This is a genomic window from Pseudomonas sp. St290, assembly GCF_018325805.1.
In the GTDB taxonomy this organism is placed as follows: domain Bacteria; phylum Pseudomonadota; class Gammaproteobacteria; order Pseudomonadales; family Pseudomonadaceae; genus Aquipseudomonas; species Aquipseudomonas bijieensis.
In genome coordinates, this window is sequence record NZ_AP014703.1 from 6,597,665 (window position 1) to 6,619,030 (window position 21,366).

The following is a 21,366-nucleotide window of genomic DNA, read 5'->3' on the forward strand; positions in this document are numbered from 1 at the left end:
ATTTTTCAGGCATCACTACAAAACAATGTGGGAGCGAGCCTGCTCGCGATGCGGAGCAACATTCAACTGAATCGTCGACTGTCATACCGCTATCGCGAGCAGGCTCGCTCCCACAGGGAGATCAACACTGCATGAAGCCCCCGGTCACCCTGGGGGCCATCACCGTTACAGCTTGATCCAGGTCGCCTTCAGCTCGGTGTACTTGTCGAACGCATGCAGCGACTTGTCGCGGCCGTTGCCCGACTGCTTGAAGCCACCGAACGGCGCGGTCATGTCGCCACCGTCGTACTGGTTGACCCAAACGCTGCCGGCACGCAGGGCCTTGGCCGTCAGGTGGGCCTTGGAAATGTCCTTGGTCCATACCGCCGCAGCCAGGCCGTACGGCGTGTCGTTGGCGATCTGCACGGCTTCCTCGGCCGTGTCGAAGGCGATGACCGACAGCACCGGGCCGAAAATCTCTTCCTGGGCGATTTTCATCGCGTTGCTCACGCCATCGAAAATCGTCGGCTCGACATACGTGCCGCCGGTTTCCTCAAGAATGCGCTTGCCACCGGCCACCAGCTTCGCGCCGTCGCTGTGACCGGCCTCGATGTAGGACAGCACAGTGTTCATCTGCTGAGTGTCCACCAGTGCGCCAACATTGGTAGCTGGGTCCAGGGGGTTGCCGGGCTTCCAGCCCTTGAGGGCTTCGATCACCAGCGGCAGGAAGGTGTCCTTGATAGAGCGTTCCACCAACAGCCGCGAACCGGCAGTGCAGACTTCGCCCTGGTTGAACGCGATGGCGCTGGCGGCGGATTCGGCAGCGGCTTGCAGATCCGGGGCATCGGCAAACACGATGTTCGGGCTCTTGCCGCCGGCTTCCAGCCAGACACGCTTCATGTTGGATTCGCCGGAGTAAATCATCAGTTGCTTGGCGATCTTGGTGGAGCCAGTGAACACCAGGGTATCGACGTCCATGTGCAGGGCCAGGGCCTTGCCGACGGTATGGCCGTAGCCCGGCAGTACGTTCAGCACACCTTTCGGAATGCCGGCTTCGATCGCCAGGGCAGCGATACGGATGGCGGTCAGCGGGGATTTTTCCGACGGCTTGAGCACCACCGAGTTGCCGGTGGACAGCGCCGGACCAAGCTTCCAGCAGGCCATCATCAGCGGGAAGTTCCACGGCACGATAGCGCCCACGACGCCCACCGGCTCACGGGTTACCAGGCCCAACTGATCGTGCGGGGTGGCCGCCACTTCGTCGTAGAGCTTATCGATGGCTTCGCCGCTCCAGCTCAACGCTTGAGCTGCGCCTGGGACGTCGATGTTCAGCGAGTCGCTGATCGGCTTGCCCATGTCCAGGGTTTCGAGCAGGGCCAACTCTTCGGCGTTCTGCCTGAGCAGGCCGGCGAAACGAATCATGGTGGCTTTGCGCTTGCTTGGCGCCAGGCGCGACCAGACGCCGGAATTGAAAGTGGCGCGGGCGTTTTCGACGGCACGCTGGGCGTCGGCAACGTCACAGCTGGCGATCTTGCCGAGCAGGCGGCCATCGACCGGACTGAGGCAATCGAAGGTTTCGCCGGACACCGCATCGGTGTACTCGCCGTTGATAAAGGCGCGGCCTTCGATCTTCAGGTCGCGGGCGCGTTGTTCCCAATCGGCACGAGTCAGGGTGGTCATGCGTGTGTCCTCCTCTTATTGAGTAAGAACGCCGCGCAATGCGCAGCGCTCAACGAATTCTGCCCGGCCAGCCTGTTTCCCGCGCTGTTTTCGGCGCTATCTTCGGCACAGGGCACCCGCCACCCTAAACCAGCGGCTGGTCATGTTTCAATATATTTGACATAACGCCGGTAAACGGCCTTGCGATGTTCGTTTTAATAAACATAGACTCGAAACCTTCCAAGCCATCACCGGGATCTACCGTATGAGCATTCAGGACATCGTCGATTTCAGCCAGGCCAATACCCCTGCCGAACGCTATCGCCCGGACGCGGCCAAGGTGTTCAAGGGCGATCCCGAACAAACCGTGTTCAACCACTACAGCAGCCCCTGCGGGCAAATGAATGCGGGCGTATGGGAAGGCGCCGTCGGTCAGTGGATGGTCAACTACACCGAGCATGAATATTGCGAGATCGTCCAGGGCGTTTCCGTGCTGCGCGACGACGATGGCAATGCCAAGACCTTGCGGGCCGGCGACCGTTTTGTCATTCCAGCGGGGTTCAAGGGCACCTGGGAAGTGCTGGAGCCGTGCCGCAAGATCTATGTGGTCTTCGAGCAGAAGGCTTGAGCCCCGCTGAAAAAGCCGCTGACACTCTTTCGCTGGTCGGTGACCACCACTGCAGATGAAACTGCCCCCCGGGCGCCACGCATTTTATCGTCACAACGGCAACGCACAGGACGTGCGGCCGAGCCGACAGGTGAGCGCCCCAACTCTATGACTATTTGCAAGGAGGCAACATGCCCGTCTTACCCGATCAAGGCGACACCGTCGTCATTCCCATGCCGACCGATCAATGCGATCTCGCCATCGCCCAATACACCATCGGCCAAAAATGCACCCCTGAACTGCTTGAAGAAGTTCGCGCCCTGGCCAATGGGGCTCCCGTGCGCGCCACGGGCCCGAAGTATCCTACGAGCTGGGATCTGCGCCCGCGACGCATCAACCTGCACACCAATGCCGACAGGATCATTGTGAGCATCAACTGCGGCTGATCGACTTCACACGCACAACAAAAAAGGCCCGTATCTCGCGATACGGGCCTTTTTCGTAAGAAGGGAAAAATCAATTACTTGATTTTGCCTTCCTTGTAGATCACGTGCTTGCGAACAACCGGATCATATTTCTTGATCTCGATTTTGTCCGGGGTAGTACGCTTGTTCTTGTCGGTAGTGTAGAAGTGACCAGTACCGGCGCTCGAGATCAAACGAATCAATTCACGCATGATTAGCTCCCTTAAACCTTGCCATCGCGACGAAGTTCGGCCAGCACGACACTGATGCCACGCTTGTCGATGATGCGCATGCCCTTGGCAGATACGCGCAGACGCACAAAACGTTTCTCTTCTTCAACCCAGAAGCGGTGATGCTGCAGGTTCGGCAGGAAACGACGACGGGTTTTGTTGTTTGCGTGGGAAATGTTATTCCCAGTCACCGGACCCTTACCGGTAACTTGACAGACTCTCGACATGCCTCAGCCCTCTAAAACCACATGCCCAACCCGGCATGGGTTGGCCGCTTAATCTCTCAGTCATTTGGCGCCAGGCGCCGCGTTTCTTTAAGGGTCTTACCGGCTACACCTACAGTGAAGGAACCGGGCCCCTAGAAAAGAGCGCTGCTTTATACCAGAAAGACCACAGCGCAACAACAGCCGATGTGATTTGTCTTCACCGGGAATGCTCGAGCAACCGCCCCGGACGGCTGGAGTAAAGGCCGGCGCGGCCCGTTACCACTCGTCGCTGCGCGCAGGTTTTTTTCACCCGCGACGGTTTTGAGCCATCAACGCGCCGGCGCAGAGTGCCGGAAAATGCAAAAAGGGGATAGTCATTTAGCGACGAGCCCACTAGGGTAGGCCTTTTCCAGACTGCACTCGCAGATGGGCCTTCGACTTGCACAGGAAACCGACCATGCGCCTCGCTGCCCTACCATTGTTGCTCGCCCCTCTGCTGATTACCCCGCAGGCCTTGGCCGCCGCCCTGAGCGTCTGCACCGAAGCCAGCCCGGAAGGGTTCGATGTCGTCCAGTACAACTCCCTGACGACTACCAACGCCTCTGCCGACGTGCTGATGAACCGCCTGGTGGATTTCGACACCGCCAGCGGCAAGGTGGTCCCCAGCCTGGCCGAGCACTGGGAAGTCTCGACCGACGGCCTGACCTACCTGTTCAAGCTACGCCCACAGGTCAAGTTCCATCGTACCGAGTACTTCACGCCGCGCCGCGACCTGACCGCCGAAGATGTGAAATTCAGCTTCGAACGCATGCTCGACCCGGCGAATCCTTGGCACAAGGTTGCGCAGAGTGGTTTCCCCCACGCCCAGTCCATGCAGCTACCCGCTCTGATCAAGAAAATCGACGCACTGGACCCGTTGACCGTTCGCTTCACCCTCGATCACGCGGATTCGACCTTCCTGGCGACGTTGAGCATGGGCTTTGCCTCCATCTATTCGGCCGAATACGCCGATCAGTTGCTCAAGGCCGGCACACCGGAAAAACTCAACAGCCAACCGATCGGTACCGGCCCATTCATTTTCAACCGATTCCAGAAAGACGCCTCAATTCGCTACAAGGCCAACGCTGATTATTTTGGCGGCAAGCCCCAAGTGGACCCGCTGGTTTTCGCGATCACGCCGGATGCCAACGTGCGCCTGCAGAAACTGCGGCGCAATGAATGCCAGATCGCCTTGTCACCCAAGCCACTGGATGTACAGGCCGCCCGCCAGGAGCCCACGCTGAGCGTGGCCCAGACCGACGCCTTCATGACCGCGTTCGTGGCCATCAACAGCCAGCATCCGCCGCTGGACAAACCTGAGGTGCGTCAAGCCATCAACCTGGCATTCGACAAGGCCAGCTACCTCAAGACTGTCTTCGAAGGCACCGCCGAAGCCGCCAATGGCCCCTACCCGCCGAACACCTGGAGCTATGCCAAGAGCCTGCCGGGCTACACCCATGACCCAGCCAAGGCTCGTGAATTGCTGGCCAAGGCCGGTTTGAAGGAGGGTTTCCAGACCACCATCTGGACTCGTCCATCCGGCAGCCTGCTGAACCCCAACCCCAGCGTCGGCGCGCAACTGCTGCAGTCCGACCTGGCGGAAATTGGCATCCAGGCCGAAATCCGCGTGATCGAATGGGGCGAACTGATCCGCCGCGCCAAAGCCGGCGAACATGACCTGCTGTTCATGGGCTGGGCGGGCGACAACGGCGACCCGGACAACTTCCTCACACCGCAGTTTTCCTGCGCAGCGGTCAAGTCCGGGACCAACTTCGCCCGCTACTGCAACCCGGACCTGGACAAACTGATCAGCGCCGGCAAGACCACCGGCGAACAGGGTGTGCGTGCCAAGCTCTACGAACAGGCACAGGCGCAGATCCAGCAACAGGCCCTGTGGCTGCCGCTGGCCCACCCAACCGCGTTCGCGTTGACCCGCAAGGATGTGCAGGGTTATGCGGTCAGCCCGTTTGGGCGGCAGGATTACTCCAAAGTCAGCCTCAAGTAACCCCGGCCCCCAGAGCCCCGCCGGGGGAGCCTGTGGGAGCAAAGCTTGCTCGCGATGACGTCATCACATACAACCCTTGTGTTGGCTGTAAAACCGCTATCGCGAGCAAGCTTTGCTCCTACAAGGGATTATTCAAGCCTGACCGGGCCTACATCCACCCATACTCCGCCATCGACAGCGGCTCCCCATCGCCAACGATGAAGTGGTCGAGCACCCGCACATCGATCAGCTCCAGCGCCTCCTGAAGCCGTTCAGTGAGCACCCGATCGGCCTGGCTGGGCTCGGTATTGCCGGAGGGATGGTTGTGGCACAGGATCAATGCAGCGGCGTTATGGGCCAGGGCACGCTTGACCACCTGCCGGGGATAGACGCTGGCGCTGTCGATGGAGCCGCGAAACAATGCCTCATATGCCAGCACCCGATGCCGGGAATCCAGGAAAAGACATCCAAATACCTCATGGGGCTCGTGGCGCAGCATGGCCTTGAGGTAGTCCCGCACTGCCAGCGGACTTTCCAGTACAGAATCTCGTCGCAGGTTTTCGGCCAGATGCCGACGGCCCATTTCGAGCACAGCCTGCAACTGCGCGAACTTCGCCGGCCCCAGGCCCAGGTGCGCGCTGAAGGTGCGCAGATCGGCCTCCAGGAGAATCCGCAGGCCGCCGAACTGATGCAGCAGATGTCGCGCCAGGTCCACCGCACTTTTCCCGGACACCCCCGTGCGCAGGAAAATCGCCAACAGCTCGGCATCCGAAAGACTCGCCGCCCCCCACTCCAATAACCTCTCCCGCGGCCGCTCGGCCGTCGGCCAATCCCGAATACTCATGACATCTCCCTGATTGTGGCACCGCTGTTCCATAGCGGTCGCTGTGATATCGTAGCCCATCTTTTTTGCAGGCGATTTGCCCCTGGCAGCGGCCAAGGGGGTCGCCTCGCACTGACCACTGAAATCGAAAGGCAGGCCTATGCAGCGGCTGTATCGGAAACGCATCGTTCTGGGCGTCGGCGGCGGCATTGCCGCCTACAAGAGCGCCGAGCTGGTTCGCAGGCTTATCGACCAGGGCGCGGAAGTACGGGTCGTCATGACCCGCGGCGGCGCTGAATTCATCACCCCGCTGACTATGCAGGCCCTGTCCGGGCACCCGGTCCACCTGGATTTGCTCGACCCGGCGGCAGAGGCGGCCATGGGCCATATCGAACTGGCCAAATGGGCCGACCTGGTGCTGATCGCCCCGGCTACCGCCGACCTGATCGCCCGCCTGGCCCAGGGCATCGCCGATGACCTGTTGACCACCCTGGTGCTCGCCACTGACGCCGTGGTCGCCGTCGCGCCGGCCATGAACCAGGCCATGTGGCGCGACCCGGCTACCCAGGCCAACCTGCAATTGCTGGAAAGCCGCGCCCTGAAGGTCTTCGGCCCGGCCTCCGGGAGCCAGGCCTGCGGCGATGTCGGCATGGGCCGCATGCTTGAAGCCACCGACCTGGCCCAGTGCGCCGCCGACTGCTTCCAGCGCCAGGCCCTGACCGGCAAGCACGTGCTGATCACCGCCGGGCCGACCCAGGAAAACATCGACCCGGTGCGCTACATCACCAACCACAGCTCCGGAAAAATGGGCTTCGCCCTGGCCGAAGCCGCCGTGGAAGCCGGCGCCCGGGTAACGCTGATCACCGGCCCCGTGCATTTGCCGACGCCGGACCGGGTCACCCGCATCGACGTGGTCAGCGCCCGGGACATGCTCGCCGCCTGCGAAGCAGCCATCCCGTGCGACCTGTTCATCGCCTCGGCGGCGGTAGCGGACTACCGCCCGGAAGTAGTCGCCCCGCAAAAATTGAAGAAAGACCCTACAAGCGGCGACGGCCTGCTACTACAAATGGTGCGCAACCCGGACATCCTGGCCAGCATCGCCACCCGCCCCGACCGCCCGTTCAGCGTCGGCTTCGCCGCCGAGACCGAACACCTGCTCGATTACGCCGCGCGCAAGCTCAAGGACAAGAATCTGGACTTGATCGTCGCCAACGACGTCGCCAACCCGAGCATCGGCTTCAACAGCGAAGAAAACGCCTGCAGCGTGATCGATCGTCAGTTGCACGCCACACTTTTCGCCCAGACCAGCAAGAGCAAGATCGCTCGCCAACTGATCACTTTTATCGCCGAACGGCTGAACCAGGTTTAATTTTCATGCACGCTCTACAAGCCAAGATCCTCGACCCACGCATCGGCAACGAATTCCCGCTGCCGCAATACGCCACACCGGGCTCCGCCGGCCTCGACCTACGGGCCATGCTCAAGCAGGACACGATCCTGGAGCCGGGCCAGACCCTGCTGATCCCTACCGGCCTGTCGGTGTATATCGGCGACCCGGGCCTGGCCGCGCTGATCCTGCCACGCTCGGGCCTGGGCCATAAGCACGGCATCGTACTGGGCAACCTGGTAGGCCTGATCGACTCCGATTACCAGGGCGAACTGATGGTCTCGTGCTGGAACCGCGGCCAGACGGCGTTCAACATTGCCGTGGGCGAACGCATCGCGCAGTTGGTGCTGGTTCCGGTGGTCCAGGCCCACTTCGAATTGGTCGAAGAATTCGACGAAAGCCAGCGCGGTGCCGGTGGTTTCGGGCATTCCGGCAGCCATTGACCGGCGGTTTCAGGCCGGGCGTCCTGCCCGGCCCGTTTATTAAGCTTCTATTTCAGGACAAAAAATGCGCAATGGCTTTCTGCTAGGTTTCCCACCCGGAATCAATGTATTAGGCGAGCGAGACCGGGGTAACGCTGTCTCATGGCATTTTCCCACCACGAACTCTCTGTCAAAAACGCCGTCATACCCTTCAGCTTGAGCCTGCCGACGCCCATCGTCGGCCTGTCCAGTCACCTTCCTGATAGAGCGCCCCGCCCATGAACACCCCAGCCGCAATCGCCCCGATCTTCCCTGAAAGCATCTTCCGCGCCTACGACATCCGTGGCGTGGTACCGGAAACCCTCACCGCCGAAACCGCCTACTGGATCGGCCGCGCCATTGGCTCCCAGAGCCTGGCCCAGGGCGAACCGAACGTGTGTGTCGGCCGTGACGGCCGTCTGTCGGGCCCCGAGCTGGTCGAACAACTGATCAAAGGCGTTGCCGACAGCGGCTGCCACGTCAGCGACGTGGGCCTGGTGCCGACCCCGGCGCTGTACTACGCCGCCAACGTGCTGGCCGGTAAATCCGGCGTGATGCTCACCGGCAGCCACAACCCGTCGAACTACAACGGTTTCAAGATCGTCATCGCCGGCGACACCCTCGCCAACGAGCAGATCCAGGCCCTGCACACCCGCCTCAAGACCAACGACCTGAGCAGCGGCCAGGGCAGCATCACCAAAGTCGATATCCTCGAGCGCTACAACGACGAAATCGTCAAGGACGTGAAACTCGCCCGCCGCCTGAAAGTGGTGGTCGACTGCGGCAACGGCGCGGCCGGCGTGATCGCCCCGCAACTGATCGAAGCCCTGAACTGCGAAGTCATCCCACTGTTCTGCGACGTGGACGGCAACTTCCCTAACCACCACCCGGACCCGGGCAAGCTGGAAAACCTCGAAGACCTGATCGCCAAGGTCAAGGAAACCAACGCCGACCTGGGCCTGGCCTTCGACGGTGACGGCGACCGCGTGGGCGTGGTGACCAATACCGGCAGCGTGGTGTTCCCCGACCGCCTGCTGATGCTGTTCGCTCGCGACGTGGTGGCGCGCAATCCGAACGCCGAAATCATCTTCGACGTTAAGTGCACCCGTCGCCTGGTGCCGTTGATCAAGGAATATGGCGGTCGTCCATTGATGTGGAAAACCGGTCATTCGTTGATCAAGAAGAAAATGAAACAAAGCGGCGCCCTGCTGGCCGGCGAAATGAGCGGCCACATCTTCTTCAAGGAGCGCTGGTTCGGTTTCGACGACGGTATCTACAGCGCCGCGCGCCTGCTGGAAATCCTCAGCAAGGAGAAATCCACGGCCGAAGAGCTGTTCGCGACCTTCCCGAACGATATTTCTACGCCAGAAATCAATATCCATGTGACCGAAGAGAGCAAATTCAGCATCATTGATGCACTGCACGACGCTCAATGGGGCGAAGGCGCCGAACTGACCACCATCGACGGTGTGCGGGTCGACTATCCCCACGGCTGGGGCCTGGTTCGCGCATCCAACACCACACCGGTGCTGGTGCTGCGTTTCGAGGCCGACAACGAAACCGAACTGCAGCGCATCAAGGATGTGTTCCACAGCCAACTCAAACGTGTTGCACCTGATCTCCAACTACCGTTTTGATTTTTTGAAGCACTACCGGAGCCCTGAATGACCCTCGAACGCGAAGCCGCCGCCAACACCGCCAAGGTCCTGTCCGAAGCGTTGCCTTATATCCGACGCTACGTCGGCAAGACCCTGGTGATCAAATACGGCGGCAACGCGATGGAAAGCGAGGAGCTGAAAACCGGCTTCGCCCGCGACATCGTGCTGATGAAGGCCGTGGGCATCAACCCGGTGGTCGTACACGGCGGCGGCCCGCAGATCGGTGACCTGCTCAAGCGCCTGTCGATCGAGAGCCACTTCATCGATGGCATGCGCGTCACCGACGCGCAGACCATGGATGTGGTGGAAATGGTCCTGGGCGGCCAGGTCAACAAGGACATCGTCAACCTGATCAACCGCCACGGCGGCAGCGCCATTGGCCTGACAGGGAAGGACGCCGAGCTGATCCGGGCGAAAAAACTCACCGTCACCCGCCAGACCCCGGAAATGACCCAGCCGGAAATCATCGACATCGGTCACGTGGGCGAAGTGGTCGGCATCAACACCGACCTGCTGAACCTGCTGGTCAAGGGCGATTTCATCCCGGTCATCGCGCCAATCGGCGTGGGCGCCAACGGTGAGTCGTACAACATCAACGCTGACCTGGTGGCCGGCAAGGTTGCCGAAGCGCTGAAAGCTGAAAAGCTGATGCTGCTGACCAACATCGCCGGCCTGATGGACAAGTCGGGCAAGGTCCTGACCGGGCTGTCGACCCAGCAGGTTGACGACCTGATCGCCGACGGCACCATCTACGGCGGCATGCTGCCCAAGATTCGTTGCGCGCTGGAAGCGGTACAAGGCGGCGTCGGCAGCTCGCTGATCATCGACGGTCGGGTTCCGAATGCGATCCTGCTGGAAATCTTCACTGATACCGGCGTGGGTACGTTGATCAGTAATCGCAAGCGTCCTTAAGCGATTCCTGTAAAAAAAGACCCCGTTCAACCTGGTTGAGCGGGGTCTTTTTTTGCCTTCCTCCCTGTGGGAGCGAGCTTGCTCGCTCCCACAGGGAGATTGCGCAGGTCTATTAGACGCCGAACTGCGCCCGATAAGCCTCAACCGCCGGCAAATGCTGCTTGAGCTGCGGATCGTCGGCCAAAAACTCCAGCACCTGGTTCAGCGACACGATGCTGATCACCGGGATGCCGAAGTCGCGCTCCACTTCCTGGATCGCCGACAGTTCACCGTTGCCGCGCTCCTGACGGTTCAGGGCGATCAGCACGCCGGCGGCCTTGGCGCCTTCCTGGGAACCGATGATCTGCATCACTTCGCGGATCGCGGTGCCGGCGGTGATCACGTCGTCGATGATCAATACTTCGCCAGTCAGTGGCGCGCCCACCAGGCTGCCGCCTTCGCCATGGGCCTTGGCTTCCTTGCGGTTGAAGCACCAAGGCAAGTCACGGCCGTGGTGTTCGGCCAGGGCGACGGCAGTAGTGGCGGCCAGCGGGATGCCTTTGTAGGCCGGGCCGAACAGCACGTCGAACGGGATGCCGCTCTCGACGATGGCCGCCGCATAGAAACGGCCCAACTGCGCCAGGGCTGTACCGGTGTTGAACAGGCCAGCATTGAAGAAGTACGGGCTGGTGCGCCCAGACTTGAGGGTGAACTCACCGAAGCGCAAAACGCCGCGATCGATGGCAAAACGAATGAAATCGCGCTGATACGCCTGCATGAAAAAAAGCCTCAAATACCGCGGATTTAGCTAAATAGGTACACGCCGTGTATCATACACGCACGTGATTTTTGGGGCCATTTATGCGGATCATCAGTGTGAACGTCAATGGTATTCAGGCTGCAGTCGAGCGTGGTTTGCTCAGTTGGCTGCAAGCACAGAATGCCGACGTCATCTGCCTGCAGGACACCCGCGCCTCCGCCTTTGAACTTGACGATGCAGCCTTCCAACTGGATGGTTACTTCCTTTATGCCTGCGATGCCGAAGTCCCCGCCCAGGGTGGCGTGGCTTTGTACTCGCGGCTGCAACCGAAGGCTGTCATCAACGGTCTTGGTTTCGAGACGGCGGACCGCTACGGGCGCTACCTGCAAGCCGATTTCGACAAGGTCAGCATCGCGACCTTACTGCTCCCTTCGGGGCAGAACGGCGATGAAGATTTGAATCAGAAATTCAAGTTGATGGACGATTTCGCCCGTTACCTGGATAAACAGCGGCGCAAACGTCGCGAGTACATTTATTGTGGCTCGCTGTACGTGGCGCAACAGAAGCTGGATATCAAGAACTGGCGCGACAGCCAACAATCTCCTGGCTTCCTGGCGCCGGAACGGGCCTGGATGGACGAGATCATTGGCAACATGGGCTATGTCGATGCCCTGCGTGAAGTCAGCCGTGAAGGTGATCAGTACAGCTGGTGGCCGGACAACGAGCAGGCCGAGATGCTCAACCTCGGTTGGCGTTTCGACTACCAGTTGCTGACGCCAGGGCTGCGCCGTTTCGTACGCAGCGCCCGCCTGCCGCGCCAGCCACGGTTCTCGCAGCATGCGCCGCTGATCGTGGATTACGACTGGACCCTGACCATCTAAGTCTATCCGCGACATCCCGCAGGTCGACTGCCTAAAGAAAATGCCCGTTTCGCAAGAGACGGGCATTTTTCATGGAGCACGCTAACGCGTCGAACATCAAGCCGCGGCAAAAAACGGCAGGGCAAGGTACAACTTGATGACGATGACGTTAATGATATCGATGAAGAACGCCCCCACCATGGGCACCACCAGGAACGCTATCTGCGAAGGTCCGTAGCGCTGCGTCACTGCCTGCATATTGGCGATGGCCGTCGGCGTGGCACCCAACCCGAAACCACAATGCCCTGCCGCCAATACCGCGGCATCGTAATGACTGCCCATGAGCCTGAACGTCACGAAAATCGCGAATAGCGCCATGACCAATGTCTGGGCCGCCAGGATAATAAAGATCGGCAAGGCCAGTGAGGCCAGGTCCCACAACTTGAGTGACATCAAGGCGATCGCCAGGAACAGCGACAGGCTGACATTGCCGAGCACGGACACTTCTCGCTCGAATACTTGATACAGGCCCAGTGCCGAAAGCCCATTACGTAGGACCACTCCCACGAACAAGACGCAAACGAACGTCGGCAATTCGAAAGCCGTTTCGTGGAGCTGATCATTCAAGAGCGTACCGGCCAACAGACTGACCGCGATCAGGGCGAGCGTCTCGATGAACGAAAACGGCGTGATCGAGCGCTCTTTGTTCGGCTGCTCGAAGCCCTTGGGCACCCGGGGCTTTTCTGGCTCAAGGCAGCCGGGTGACTGGACACGCTTGATGAGCAGGCGAGCGACCGGACCACCGATCAAGCCACCCAACACCAAGCCGAACGTCGCAGAAGCCATCGCCAACTCGGAGGCGGAGGCCAGGCCGAACTTCTCACTGAACACCGTCCCCCACGCTGCGCCGGTCCCGTGACCGCCCGACAAGGTGATCGAGCCTGTCAGCAACCCCATCAGCGGATCGAGCCCCAGCGCTTTTGCGAGCCCGATGCCCATGGCGTTCTGGACCAGCAGCAGCCCGACAACCGCTAACAGGAAAATGCCCACGACCCGCCCGCCTTTCTTCAGGCTGGCGAAGTCCGCACTCAGGCCAATGGTGGCAAAAAACGCCAGCATCAACGGTGTTTGCAGTGAAGTATCGAATCGAACTTCAACTTCAAGCCCCCGCAAAGCCAACAGGGCCAAGGCAACTACCAGGCCACCCGCCACAGGCTCAGGGATATTGTAGGCGCGTAGAAAACCAACACGCGTAACAAGCCCACGCCCCAGTAACAGCACTAAAGAGGCGGCGACAAGTGTTCCATAGAAATCGAGTTGAAACATGAATGTTTATCTTCGGGTATATATTCAGGGGCGAACTTTTTACCTGGGCACGCCGCTTGAACAGGTTGATTGCCTCAGCATTGATTGGCTTTGAATTCAAGGACCTTCAATGGTCTGAATATATCGAAATATTTCTGAGGGAATATAACGTGGGGCAACTCTATCAATCGACGAGCGCTATTGCCAAGCACATGGACCGCATTGGAACTTCGTGAGTTGTGACTAAAAGTTTAAGAGCAATACATATACGCGCACGATAACGCGCCAGGCAATTGGATGCCGTATATGGAGAGAAACATTTTTTATAAAAAACAATGCCCCGATAAGTCGGGGCATTGTTCTTGAATCGAAGCCTTGATCGTTATTTGACCAAGCGCCAGGTAAACGGATACCGATACGGCTGCCCCTCATTGGCCTTCACGCCACCGATGATGGTCAACACCAACGCACCGATGGCCACCAGGCCGAACAGGAAGAAGCCGATCACCACGACCATCAGCAGCAGGCAGATCGCCGAAGCAATGGCAACGGTGATCTGGAAGTTCAACGCTTCCTTGCCCTGGGCGTCGATGAACGGGTCGGACTCGCGCTTGAGCTGCCAGAGCACCAGCGGCCCGATCAGCGTACCGAACGGAATCCAGATCCCCAACAAGGCGGACAGGTGACAAAACATTGCCCATTGACGCGCCTCTTTGCTCGGCTGGGGCAGCAGGACTTGCTCATCACTCATGACACTCTCCTTGTCTGAAGCGTGGATCGATCAGTCAGCCAACGCGGCTTTTTGCAGTTCGAAGATCTCGTTCATGCCTTTCTTCGCCAACTCCAGCATAGCGTTCAATTCTTCCGGCTGGAACGGTGCACCCTCGGCGGTGCCCTGAACCTCGATGAAGCCGCCGGCACTGGTCATGACCACGTTCAGGTCGGTCTCGGCGGCGGAATCTTCCAGGTAATCCAGGTCCAGCACCGGTTCACCCTGGTACATACCCACGGAAACGGCGGCGATCATTTGCTTGAGCGGGTCGCCGCCCTTGAGGCCGCCGCGCTTCTTGATCACTTTCAAGGCATCGACCAGGGCGACCATGGCCCCGGTGATGGACGCGGTACGCGTACCGCCGTCAGCCTGGATCACGTCGCAATCGACATACAGCGTCACATCGCCCAACTTGGACATGTCCAGCGCGGCGCGCAGCGAACGGCCGATCAGGCGCTGGATTTCCAGGGTACGACCGCCCTGCTTGCCACGGCTGGCCTCGCGCTGGTTCCGCTCGCCGGTGGCGCGCGGCAGCATGCCGTATTCGGCGGTCAACCAGCCCTGGCCCTGGCCCTTGAGGAACCGTGGCACGCCGTTTTCGACGCTGACGGTGCAGATGACCTTGGTATCACCGAATTCGACCAGTACAGATCCCTCGGCGTGTTTGGTGTAGTTGCGGGTAATGCGGATCGAGCGAAGCTGATCGGCAGCGCGACCACTTGGACGTTTCATAGGGAACACCTGTACAGAGGACGGAAAACTGCCGAGCATTATAGAGCCGTGAACCGTCATAGGGCAGTTAAACGTAGCGCAGCTCTAAAAGCCGACACGAGCGAAGCCCCTCAAAGGCCCGCCCGACGGGTTGCAGCGCTTTGTCACATGCCCGGTTTGGGGCCAGGGGCTCACTGCGCTACAATCCTGCGCCTTTGCTGCCCTTGGGCTTTTATTTACAGATCCCAGGCCCACGACCACCGTCGTGCCGGCCTGCATTGCGAGGAACCTCCATGGTGCACAGCATGACCGCCTTCGCCCGCGTCGAAAAGGCCGGGGTCCAAGGCACGCTGAGCTGGGAACTGCGCTCGGTCAACAGCCGTTACCTGGAGCCGCACCTGCGCCTGCCTGAATCCTTTCGCGACCTCGAAGGCGGCGTGCGCGAGGCACTGCGCCAGGGCCTGTCCCGGGGCAAGCTGGAATGCACCCTGCGTTTCACCGAAGAAAGCACTGGCAAAGCCCTGCAAGTGGACCGCGAGCGCGCCGCGCAACTGGTCGCAGCAGCCGAAACCGTTGCCAGCCTGATCAAGAACCCTGCGGCCCTGAATCCGCTGGAAGTCCTCGCCTGGCCCGGCGTGCTGGTGGGTGATGCGAGCGACCCGCAAGCGCTGAACGCCGAGGCGATGGCGCTGTTCAATGAAGGGCTCAAGGAACTCAAGGCCGGTCGCGAGCGCGAAGGCGCGGAGCTGGCCCGGCTGATCAACGAGCGCCTGACCTCCATTGAGGAAGACGTCAGCACCCTGCGCGAGCTGGTCCCGCAGATGCTCGCTACCCAGCGCCAGAAAGTCCTCGATCGCTTCGCCGACATGAAGGCCGAGCTGGATCCGCAGCGCCTGGAGCAGGAAATGGTCATGCTCGCGCAAAAGAGCGACGTGGCCGAAGAACTGGATCGCCTGAGCACCCACATCATCGAAGTTCGCCGGGTGCTCAAGTCCGGTGGTGCGGCCGGTCGCCGCCTGGACTTCCTGATGCAGGAACTCAACCGCGAAGCCAATACACTGGGCTCCAAAGCCTTCGACCCGCGCAGCACCCAGGCTGCGGTCAACCTCAAGGTGTTGATCGAGCAAATGCGCGAACAAGTGCAGAACATTGAGTAAGGCTAACCCGACATGACCCACAGCACCGGCACTCTCTACATCATTTCCGCGCCCTCGGGCGCCGGCAAGACCAGCCTGGTCAAGGCACTGGTCGATGCCGAGCCGCAGATCCGCGTCTCGGTCTCGCACACCACCCGCGCCATGCGCCCGGGCGAAGTCAACGGCGTGAATTATCACTTCGTCGATCGCGAAGAATTCGTGAGGATGGCCGAGCACGGCGACTTCCTGGAGCGCGCCGAAGTCTTCGGCAACCTCTATGGCACTTCGCAAAGCTATCTGCAGCAGACCCTCGACGAAGGCCACGACCTGATCCTGGAGATCGATTGGCAAGGCGCCGAGCAGGTGCGCAAGCTGATGCCCCAGGCCCGTTCGATCTTCATCCTCCCGCCGAGCCAGCAGGCCTTGCGCCAGCGCCTGACCAACCGTGGCCAGGACAGTGACGAAATCATCGAAGGCCGGATGCGCGAAGCGGTCAGCGAAATGAGCCATTACGTCGACTATGATTACCTGATCATCAACGACGATTTCGCCCATGCACTGGACGACCTGAAGGCGATTTTCCGCGCCAGCCAGTTGCAGCAGAAACGCCAACAGCAACGTTTCGGCAAACTATTGGCCGAACTGCTGGGCTGAACAGCCCTTCCCAAAACCGCTGCGACGGCTTTACATTGGTACTCGCAGCGCGCCGAGGGGTTTGGTTAAAAAATCAGCGCTTCCCTAAACGCTGGTGTTTTTTTAAACTGTCGAGTCCGCTCGCCCAACCGGGCAGCGCGCATATTGCATTCGCTCCGAGGAATACCATGGCCCGCGTAACCGTTGAAGACTGCCTAGAACACGTGGAAAACCGCTTTGAGCTGGTCATGCTCTCTACCAAGCGTGCCCGTCAACTGGCCACCGGTGGCAAAGAGCCGTTGGTCCAGTGGGAAAACGACAAGCCTACCGTGGTAGCGCTGCGTGAAATCGCCGAAGGCCTGATGAGCTACGAGTTCATCGCCAACGCTGAAATCGTCGAAGACGAACCGCTGTTCGCAGCGTTCGAGGACGAGTCCAACGAGGCGGTCTAAGCCTATGCCTGGTCGACGTAGCACGGCGCGGGGTCACAGCAAACGGCAGGAGTCATCATCATGCCGAGCATAGACGCCCTCGCCGATCGCTTATCGGCCTACCTCGGCACGGACCAGGTCAATCTGGTCCGCCGAGCCTACTTCTACGCCGAACAAGCCCACGACGGCCAGCGCCGCCGCAGCGGCGAGGCGTACGTCACGCATCCGCTTGCGGTGGCGAACATTCTTGCCGACATGCACATGGACCATCAGAGCCTGATGGCGGCGATGCTGCATGACGTGATCGAAGACACCGGCATTGCCAAGGAAGCGCTGCAAGCGCAGTTCGGCGAAACCGTGGCCGAACTGGTCGACGGGGTCAGCAAACTGACCCAGATGAACTTCGAGACCAAGGCCGAGGCCCAGGCCGAGAACTTCCAGAAAATGGCCATGGCCATGGCGCGCGACATCCGCGTGATCCTGGTCAAGCTCGCCGACCGCCTGCACAACATGCGCACCCTGGAAGTCCTCTCCGGCGAAAAACGCCGGCGCATTGCCAAGGAAACCCTGGAAATCTATGCGCCCATCGCCAATCGCCTGGGCATGCATGCGATCCGCATCGAGTTCGAAGACCTCGGTTTCAAGGCCATGCACCCGATGCGTTCGGCGCGGATCAACCAGGCCGTCAAGCGCGCCCGGGGCAACCGCAAGGAAATCGTCAACAAGATCGAAGAGTCCCTGAGCCACTGCCTGGCCATCGACGGCATCGAAGGCGAAGTCAGCGGGCGGCAGAAACACCTCTACGGCATCTACAAGAAAATGCGCGGCAAGCGTCGGGCCTTCAACGAGATCATGGATGTCTATGCGTTCCGGATCATCGTCGACAAGGTCGATACCTGCTACCGCGTACTCGGCGCTGTGCATAATTTGTACAAACCGTTGCCGGGGCGCTTCAAGGACTACATCGCAATTCCCAAGGCCAACGGCTATCAGTCGCTGCACACCACGCTGTTCGGCATGCACGGCGTACCGATCGAAATCCAGATCCGCACCCGTGAAATGGAAGAAATGGCCAACAACGGCATCGCCGCCCACTGGCTCTACAAATCCAGCGGTGACGAACAGCCCAAGAGCACCCACGCCCGCGCCCGGCAATGGGTCAAGGGCGTGCTGGAAATGCAGCAGCGGGCCGGCAATTCCCTGGAGTTCATCGAGAGCGTGAAGATCGACCTGTTCCCGGACGAGGTCTACGTCTTCACGCCCAAGGGCCGGATCATGGAGCTGCCCAAAGGCTCCACCGCCGTGGACTTTGCCTATGCGGTACACACCGACGTCGGCAACAGCTGCATCGCGTGCCGGATCAACCGCCGCCTGGCGCCGTTGTCCGAACCGCTGCAAAGCGGCTCCACGGTGGAAATCGTCAGCGCGCCCGGCGCCCGGCCGAACCCGGCGTGGCTCAATTTCGTGGTCACCGGCAAAGCCCGCACACACATCCGCCATGCCTTGAAACTGCAACGCCGCTCCGAATCCATCAGCCTTGGCGAGCGCCTGCTGAACAAAGTGCTGAACGGTTTCGACAGCGCGCTGGACAAGATCCCGGCCGAGCGCGTGCAAGCGATGCTCCACGAATACCGCCTCGAACTGATCGAAGACCTGCTGGAAGACATCGGCCTGGGCAATCGCATGGCCTATGTCGTCGCCCGCCGCCTGCTCGGCGAGGGCGAACAGTTGCCAAGCCCCGAAGGCCCGCTGGCGATTCGCGGCACCGAAGGCCTGGTGCTCAGCTATGCCAAGTGTTGCACGCCGATCCCGGGCGACCCGATTGTCGGCCACCTGTCTGCCGGCAAAGGGATGGTGGTGCACCTGGACAACTGCCGCAACATCAGCGAAATCCGCCACAACCCGGAAAAATGCATCCAGCTCTCCTGGGCCAAGGATGTCACCGGCGAATTCAACGTCGAGCTGCGGGTCGAGCTGGAACACCAGCGCGGCCTGATCGCCCTGCTGGCCAGCAGCGTCAACGCCGCCGACGGCAACATCGAAAAAATCAGCATGGACGAGCGCGATGGCCGCATCAGCGTCGTTCAATTGGTGGTCAGCGTGCACGACCGTGTGCACCTGGCCCGCGTGATCAAGAAACTGCGTGCCCTGACCGGCGTCATCCGCATCACCCGGATGCGCGCATAGCGTCGCGTACAGGCCTATTGCTTACAAGGAGTCATCAATGACCAAGACCGTTATCACCAGCGACAAGGCCCCAGCCGCCATCGGCACCTATTCCCAGGCGATCAAGGCCGGTAACACCGTGTACATGTCGGGCCAGATCCCGCTGGACCCGAAAACCATGGAGCTGGTGGAAGGCTTCGAAGCCCAGACCGTGCAGGTATTCGAAAACCTCAAGGCCGTGGCCGAGGCTGCTGGCGGTTCGTTCAAGGACATCGTCAAGCTCAATATCTTCCTCACCGACCTGAGCCACTTCGCCAAGGTCAACGAGATCATGGGCAAGTACTTCGACCAACCTTACCCTGCCCGTGCCGCCATCGGCGTGGCAGCCCTGCCAAAGGGTGCGCAGGTTGAGATGGATGCCATCCTGGTCATCGAGTAATAAGGCCGGCGCAGCGTCTCCCGCTGCGCCGTTTTCGTCTTGAAAGGATTCCACCATGCGCAAAGCGCTTGCTCTCTCGCTGGCAGCCCTGCTTCTGGGCGGCTGCGCCAGCGACCCAGCCGACCGTGACATCAGCGGCACCTGGATCAACCAGGCAGCCATCGACGCCGCCGCCAAGGGCGGCCCGCTTCGCGAAGCGCTGCAGGGCTATGGCCCGAACCTGGAATGGGACGTCAACACCCGGGCCGGTCAGGCGCGCTACACCAACGGTTTTGAAAACGTCGAAGGCAAATTGCTGGGCGAAGAAGACGGCGCGTGGAAAGTCGATTTCTACGGCAGCTCCGCCAGCGAACTCAAGCGTGACGGCAACCAGTTGAGCCAGGCCGCCACCGAGAACGAGCCACAGCAAGTGTTCGACCGCGCGACAATCCAGGTGCCGGAAGGCGCGCCAATCGGCGCCAGTTTCGAGCGCGCGCTGTATGCCGCCTACCTCGGTGGCACCTGGAACATCGTCAACGGCCCCGGCCAAGGCGCCAGCGTGCAATTCCAACCCGACGGCCGGGTCAGCGGCCTGCCGGGTGCCGATCGCTACGCCTTGTGCCTGGCCGGCGATTGCGCCTCCATGAGCGGTGGCAACGACAACATCTGGTTGCAACAGAACGGCCAGGGCAACACCTGGATCTTCGCCCGCGATGGCAAGAAGCTGGAAATCTTCCAGACCGTCAACGCGGCGCTGGCCGATGAAATGCCTTCGTTCACGCCGGGCACTCGGCAGTGGTTGCTGGAAAAGCAGTAAGAGATAGGGCGCTTTGAAATAACTGTACGAGCGCCCCCTCCCGGCAAAGGTTCACGCGCGAGACGGAACAGGTTTTTTTCTACCCAGACGGATCAGCTCATTGGAGAAACACAGCCCAATGATGATCAGTAGTGCACCCGGGTACAGGCTTTCGCGCGGCACTTCATTGAGCACAACAAATGCCAGCAGTGCGGCGAACAGCGGCTCGGTCAGCTCCAAGGCTTGCACCTGGGATGGCTTGAGGTACTCGATTGCCTTGGTGGTGCAGAAAAAGCCGAGGATAGTTGGCAGCGCGGCCAGCGCCAGCAATGCGGCAATCGCCCAGGGCGACAGCTCACCGATCACGAAGCCGTCGGCCGAAGCCGGCATCAGCAAGTACAGACTGCCGAAGAACAGCAACTGACGAGTGAAGTGCAGCCCACCGGACACGCCCATCCGTTTCATGGCTACCGAAAACGCCCCATAGCCGCAGCCCGCCATGGACGCGAGCGCAACGCCTTGGAGCGTGAAGCCCTGCCGCAGATCGGCACCAAAGATCACCGCGATTCCGGCGATCGCCAAGGCGGCACCCACAGTGGAGTTCGCGGTGATCGCATCCTTGAGGATTATGCGTCCGAGCACAATCGAGGAAATGGAAGCACTGGCCATCAGCATCACGACTACACCCGCCGCAGCGTAATGCCGATAGGCAGCCGTTTCGAAGTGGAACAGCACAAAGATACCGAGAAACGCGCAGATCGCCGCCTGGGTCCATTTGGCCCTCGTCGCCGGACGCTTGATAAACAGCAGCAAGGCCGAGAGCAGCAGACAACCCAGGACGGTCTTTATGACGGCGACACTGCTGGCGGTGAAACCATTGCTCATGAGCACTTTGCTGAGCACGCCTATCGTGGCGTTAAGTGCGGCGGCGGAGAGTGCAAAGATAACGCCTTTGCTGAAACTGGCTTGCATTGATGACGGTCCTTGTCG

General features: G+C 60.5%; 22 protein-coding genes and 1 pseudogene. 14 read left to right on the plus strand and 9 right to left on the minus strand.

Going from position 1 to position 21,366, the window contains the following annotated elements; genetic code table 11:
- Positions 1-165 precede the first annotated feature (165 nt).
- A complete protein-coding gene (locus tag PBDP_RS29080; RefSeq protein WP_109752709.1) occupies positions 166-1,659 on the minus strand; it encodes an aldehyde dehydrogenase in 1,494 nt (497 codons plus the stop codon).
- A 244-nt stretch (positions 1,660-1,903) separates the two neighbouring features.
- On the opposite strand from PBDP_RS29080, the gene PBDP_RS29085 reads away from it, so the two are divergent.
- Together PBDP_RS29085 and PBDP_RS29090 are read left to right on the plus strand one after the other, a co-directional pair.
- The gene (locus tag PBDP_RS29085; RefSeq protein ID WP_109752710.1) at positions 1,904-2,266 is read left to right on the plus strand and encodes a cupin domain-containing protein; all 363 of its coding nucleotides are present in this window, start codon (positions 1,904-1,906) and stop codon (positions 2,264-2,266) included.
- A 170-nt stretch (positions 2,267-2,436) separates the two neighbouring features.
- Positions 2,437-2,691 (plus strand): peptidase inhibitor, encoded by a 255-nt coding sequence (locus PBDP_RS29090; RefSeq protein ID WP_232199874.1) that lies wholly within the window; start codon positions 2,437-2,439, stop codon positions 2,689-2,691.
- A 74-nt stretch (positions 2,692-2,765) separates the two neighbouring features.
- On the opposite strand, the gene rpmG is transcribed toward PBDP_RS29090, so the two are convergent.
- Complete coding sequence (gene rpmG / locus PBDP_RS29095; protein WP_003177274.1) at positions 2,766-2,921, minus strand: 50S ribosomal protein L33; 156 nt, start codon at positions 2,919-2,921, stop codon at positions 2,766-2,768.
- 11 nt (positions 2,922-2,932) lie between these two features.
- Complete coding sequence (rpmB, locus tag PBDP_RS29100; protein ID WP_003177273.1) at positions 2,933-3,166, minus strand: 50S ribosomal protein L28; 234 nt, start codon at positions 3,164-3,166, stop codon at positions 2,933-2,935.
- A gap of 436 nt (positions 3,167-3,602) precedes the next feature.
- On the opposite strand from rpmB, the gene PBDP_RS29105 reads away from it, so the two are divergent.
- A complete protein-coding gene (locus tag PBDP_RS29105; protein WP_109752711.1) occupies positions 3,603-5,189 on the plus strand; it encodes an ABC transporter substrate-binding protein in 1,587 nt (528 codons plus the stop codon).
- Positions 5,190-5,337: 148 nt separating this feature from the next.
- On the opposite strand, the gene radC is transcribed toward PBDP_RS29105, so the two are convergent.
- Complete coding sequence (gene radC / locus PBDP_RS29110; RefSeq protein ID WP_109752712.1) at positions 5,338-6,012, minus strand: RadC family protein; 675 nt, start codon at positions 6,010-6,012, stop codon at positions 5,338-5,340.
- A gap of 139 nt (positions 6,013-6,151) precedes the next feature.
- Here radC and coaBC point away from each other — a divergent pair, with 139 nt between their 5' ends.
- The 4 genes and pseudogenes from coaBC to argB all read left to right on the plus strand — a co-directional run bounded on the left by coaBC (position 6,152) and on the right by argB (position 10,409).
- Complete coding sequence (gene coaBC / locus PBDP_RS29115; protein WP_212801619.1) at positions 6,152-7,360, plus strand: bifunctional phosphopantothenoylcysteine decarboxylase/phosphopantothenate--cysteine ligase CoaBC; 1,209 nt, start codon at positions 6,152-6,154, stop codon at positions 7,358-7,360.
- A 5-nt stretch (positions 7,361-7,365) separates the two neighbouring features.
- Positions 7,366-7,821 (plus strand): dUTP diphosphatase, encoded by a 456-nt coding sequence (gene dut, locus PBDP_RS29120; RefSeq protein WP_003206867.1) that lies wholly within the window; start codon positions 7,366-7,368, stop codon positions 7,819-7,821.
- A 251-nt stretch (positions 7,822-8,072) separates the two neighbouring features.
- Positions 8,073-9,476: pseudogene (locus PBDP_RS29125) on the plus strand (phosphomannomutase/phosphoglucomutase); the annotation flags it as partial.
- A 27-nt stretch (positions 9,477-9,503) separates the two neighbouring features.
- Positions 9,504-10,409, plus strand: coding sequence for an acetylglutamate kinase (gene argB, locus PBDP_RS29130; protein WP_003206871.1), 906 nt, complete (start codon positions 9,504-9,506; stop codon positions 10,407-10,409).
- Between the two features lie 112 nt (positions 10,410-10,521).
- On the opposite strand, the gene pyrE is transcribed toward argB, so the two are convergent.
- Complete coding sequence (gene pyrE, locus PBDP_RS29135) at positions 10,522-11,166, minus strand: orotate phosphoribosyltransferase (protein ID WP_109752715.1); 645 nt, start codon at positions 11,164-11,166, stop codon at positions 10,522-10,524.
- 83 nt (positions 11,167-11,249) lie between these two features.
- Here pyrE and crc point away from each other — a divergent pair, with 83 nt between their 5' ends.
- The gene (gene crc, locus PBDP_RS29140) at positions 11,250-12,029 is read left to right on the plus strand and encodes a catabolite repression control protein Crc (protein WP_013694557.1); all 780 of its coding nucleotides are present in this window, start codon (positions 11,250-11,252) and stop codon (positions 12,027-12,029) included.
- 96 nt (positions 12,030-12,125) lie between these two features.
- Here the strand turns inward: crc and gltS are convergent, their stop codons facing one another.
- The 3 genes from gltS to rph all read right to left on the minus strand — a co-directional run bounded on the left by gltS (position 12,126) and on the right by rph (position 14,817).
- Positions 12,126-13,334 (minus strand): sodium/glutamate symporter, encoded by a 1,209-nt coding sequence (gltS, locus tag PBDP_RS29145; RefSeq protein ID WP_109752716.1) that lies wholly within the window; start codon positions 13,332-13,334, stop codon positions 12,126-12,128.
- 361 nt (positions 13,335-13,695) lie between these two features.
- Positions 13,696-14,064 carry a DUF4870 domain-containing protein gene (locus PBDP_RS29150; protein ID WP_109752718.1) on the minus strand — a complete coding sequence of 123 codons (369 nt, stop codon included), beginning with the start codon at positions 14,062-14,064 and terminating at the stop codon, positions 13,696-13,698.
- Between the two features lie 30 nt (positions 14,065-14,094).
- Positions 14,095-14,817: a ribonuclease PH gene (gene rph, locus PBDP_RS29155; protein ID WP_003177262.1), complete on the minus strand. Its 723-nt coding sequence runs from the start codon at positions 14,815-14,817 to the stop codon at positions 14,095-14,097.
- Positions 14,818-15,089: 272 nt separating this feature from the next.
- Here rph and PBDP_RS29160 point away from each other — a divergent pair, with 272 nt between their 5' ends.
- The 6 genes from PBDP_RS29160 to PBDP_RS29185 all read left to right on the plus strand — a co-directional run bounded on the left by PBDP_RS29160 (position 15,090) and on the right by PBDP_RS29185 (position 20,397).
- Positions 15,090-15,953: a YicC/YloC family endoribonuclease gene (locus tag PBDP_RS29160; RefSeq protein WP_109752719.1), complete on the plus strand. Its 864-nt coding sequence runs from the start codon at positions 15,090-15,092 to the stop codon at positions 15,951-15,953.
- Positions 15,954-15,965: 12 nt separating this feature from the next.
- Positions 15,966-16,586: a guanylate kinase gene (gmk, locus tag PBDP_RS29165; protein WP_109752720.1), complete on the plus strand. Its 621-nt coding sequence runs from the start codon at positions 15,966-15,968 to the stop codon at positions 16,584-16,586.
- 167 nt (positions 16,587-16,753) lie between these two features.
- A complete protein-coding gene (gene rpoZ / locus PBDP_RS29170; protein WP_003177259.1) occupies positions 16,754-17,017 on the plus strand; it encodes a DNA-directed RNA polymerase subunit omega in 264 nt (87 codons plus the stop codon).
- A 60-nt stretch (positions 17,018-17,077) separates the two neighbouring features.
- Complete coding sequence (gene spoT, locus PBDP_RS29175; RefSeq protein WP_109752721.1) at positions 17,078-19,183, plus strand: bifunctional GTP diphosphokinase/guanosine-3',5'-bis pyrophosphate 3'-pyrophosphohydrolase; 2,106 nt, start codon at positions 17,078-17,080, stop codon at positions 19,181-19,183.
- Positions 19,184-19,220: 37 nt separating this feature from the next.
- Entirely contained in the window at positions 19,221-19,601 is a 381-nt protein-coding gene (gene ridA, locus PBDP_RS29180; RefSeq protein WP_014340863.1) for a deaminase RidA, read from the plus strand.
- A 55-nt stretch (positions 19,602-19,656) separates the two neighbouring features.
- Positions 19,657-20,397, plus strand: a complete 741-nt coding sequence (locus PBDP_RS29185) for a hypothetical protein (RefSeq protein ID WP_109752722.1) — start codon at positions 19,657-19,659, stop codon at positions 20,395-20,397.
- Between the two features lie 51 nt (positions 20,398-20,448).
- Here PBDP_RS29185 and PBDP_RS29190 read toward each other — a convergent pair whose 3' ends face one another.
- The gene (locus PBDP_RS29190) at positions 20,449-21,348 is read right to left on the minus strand and encodes a DMT family transporter (protein ID WP_109752723.1); all 900 of its coding nucleotides are present in this window, start codon (positions 21,346-21,348) and stop codon (positions 20,449-20,451) included.
- Positions 21,349-21,366 lie beyond the last annotated feature (18 nt).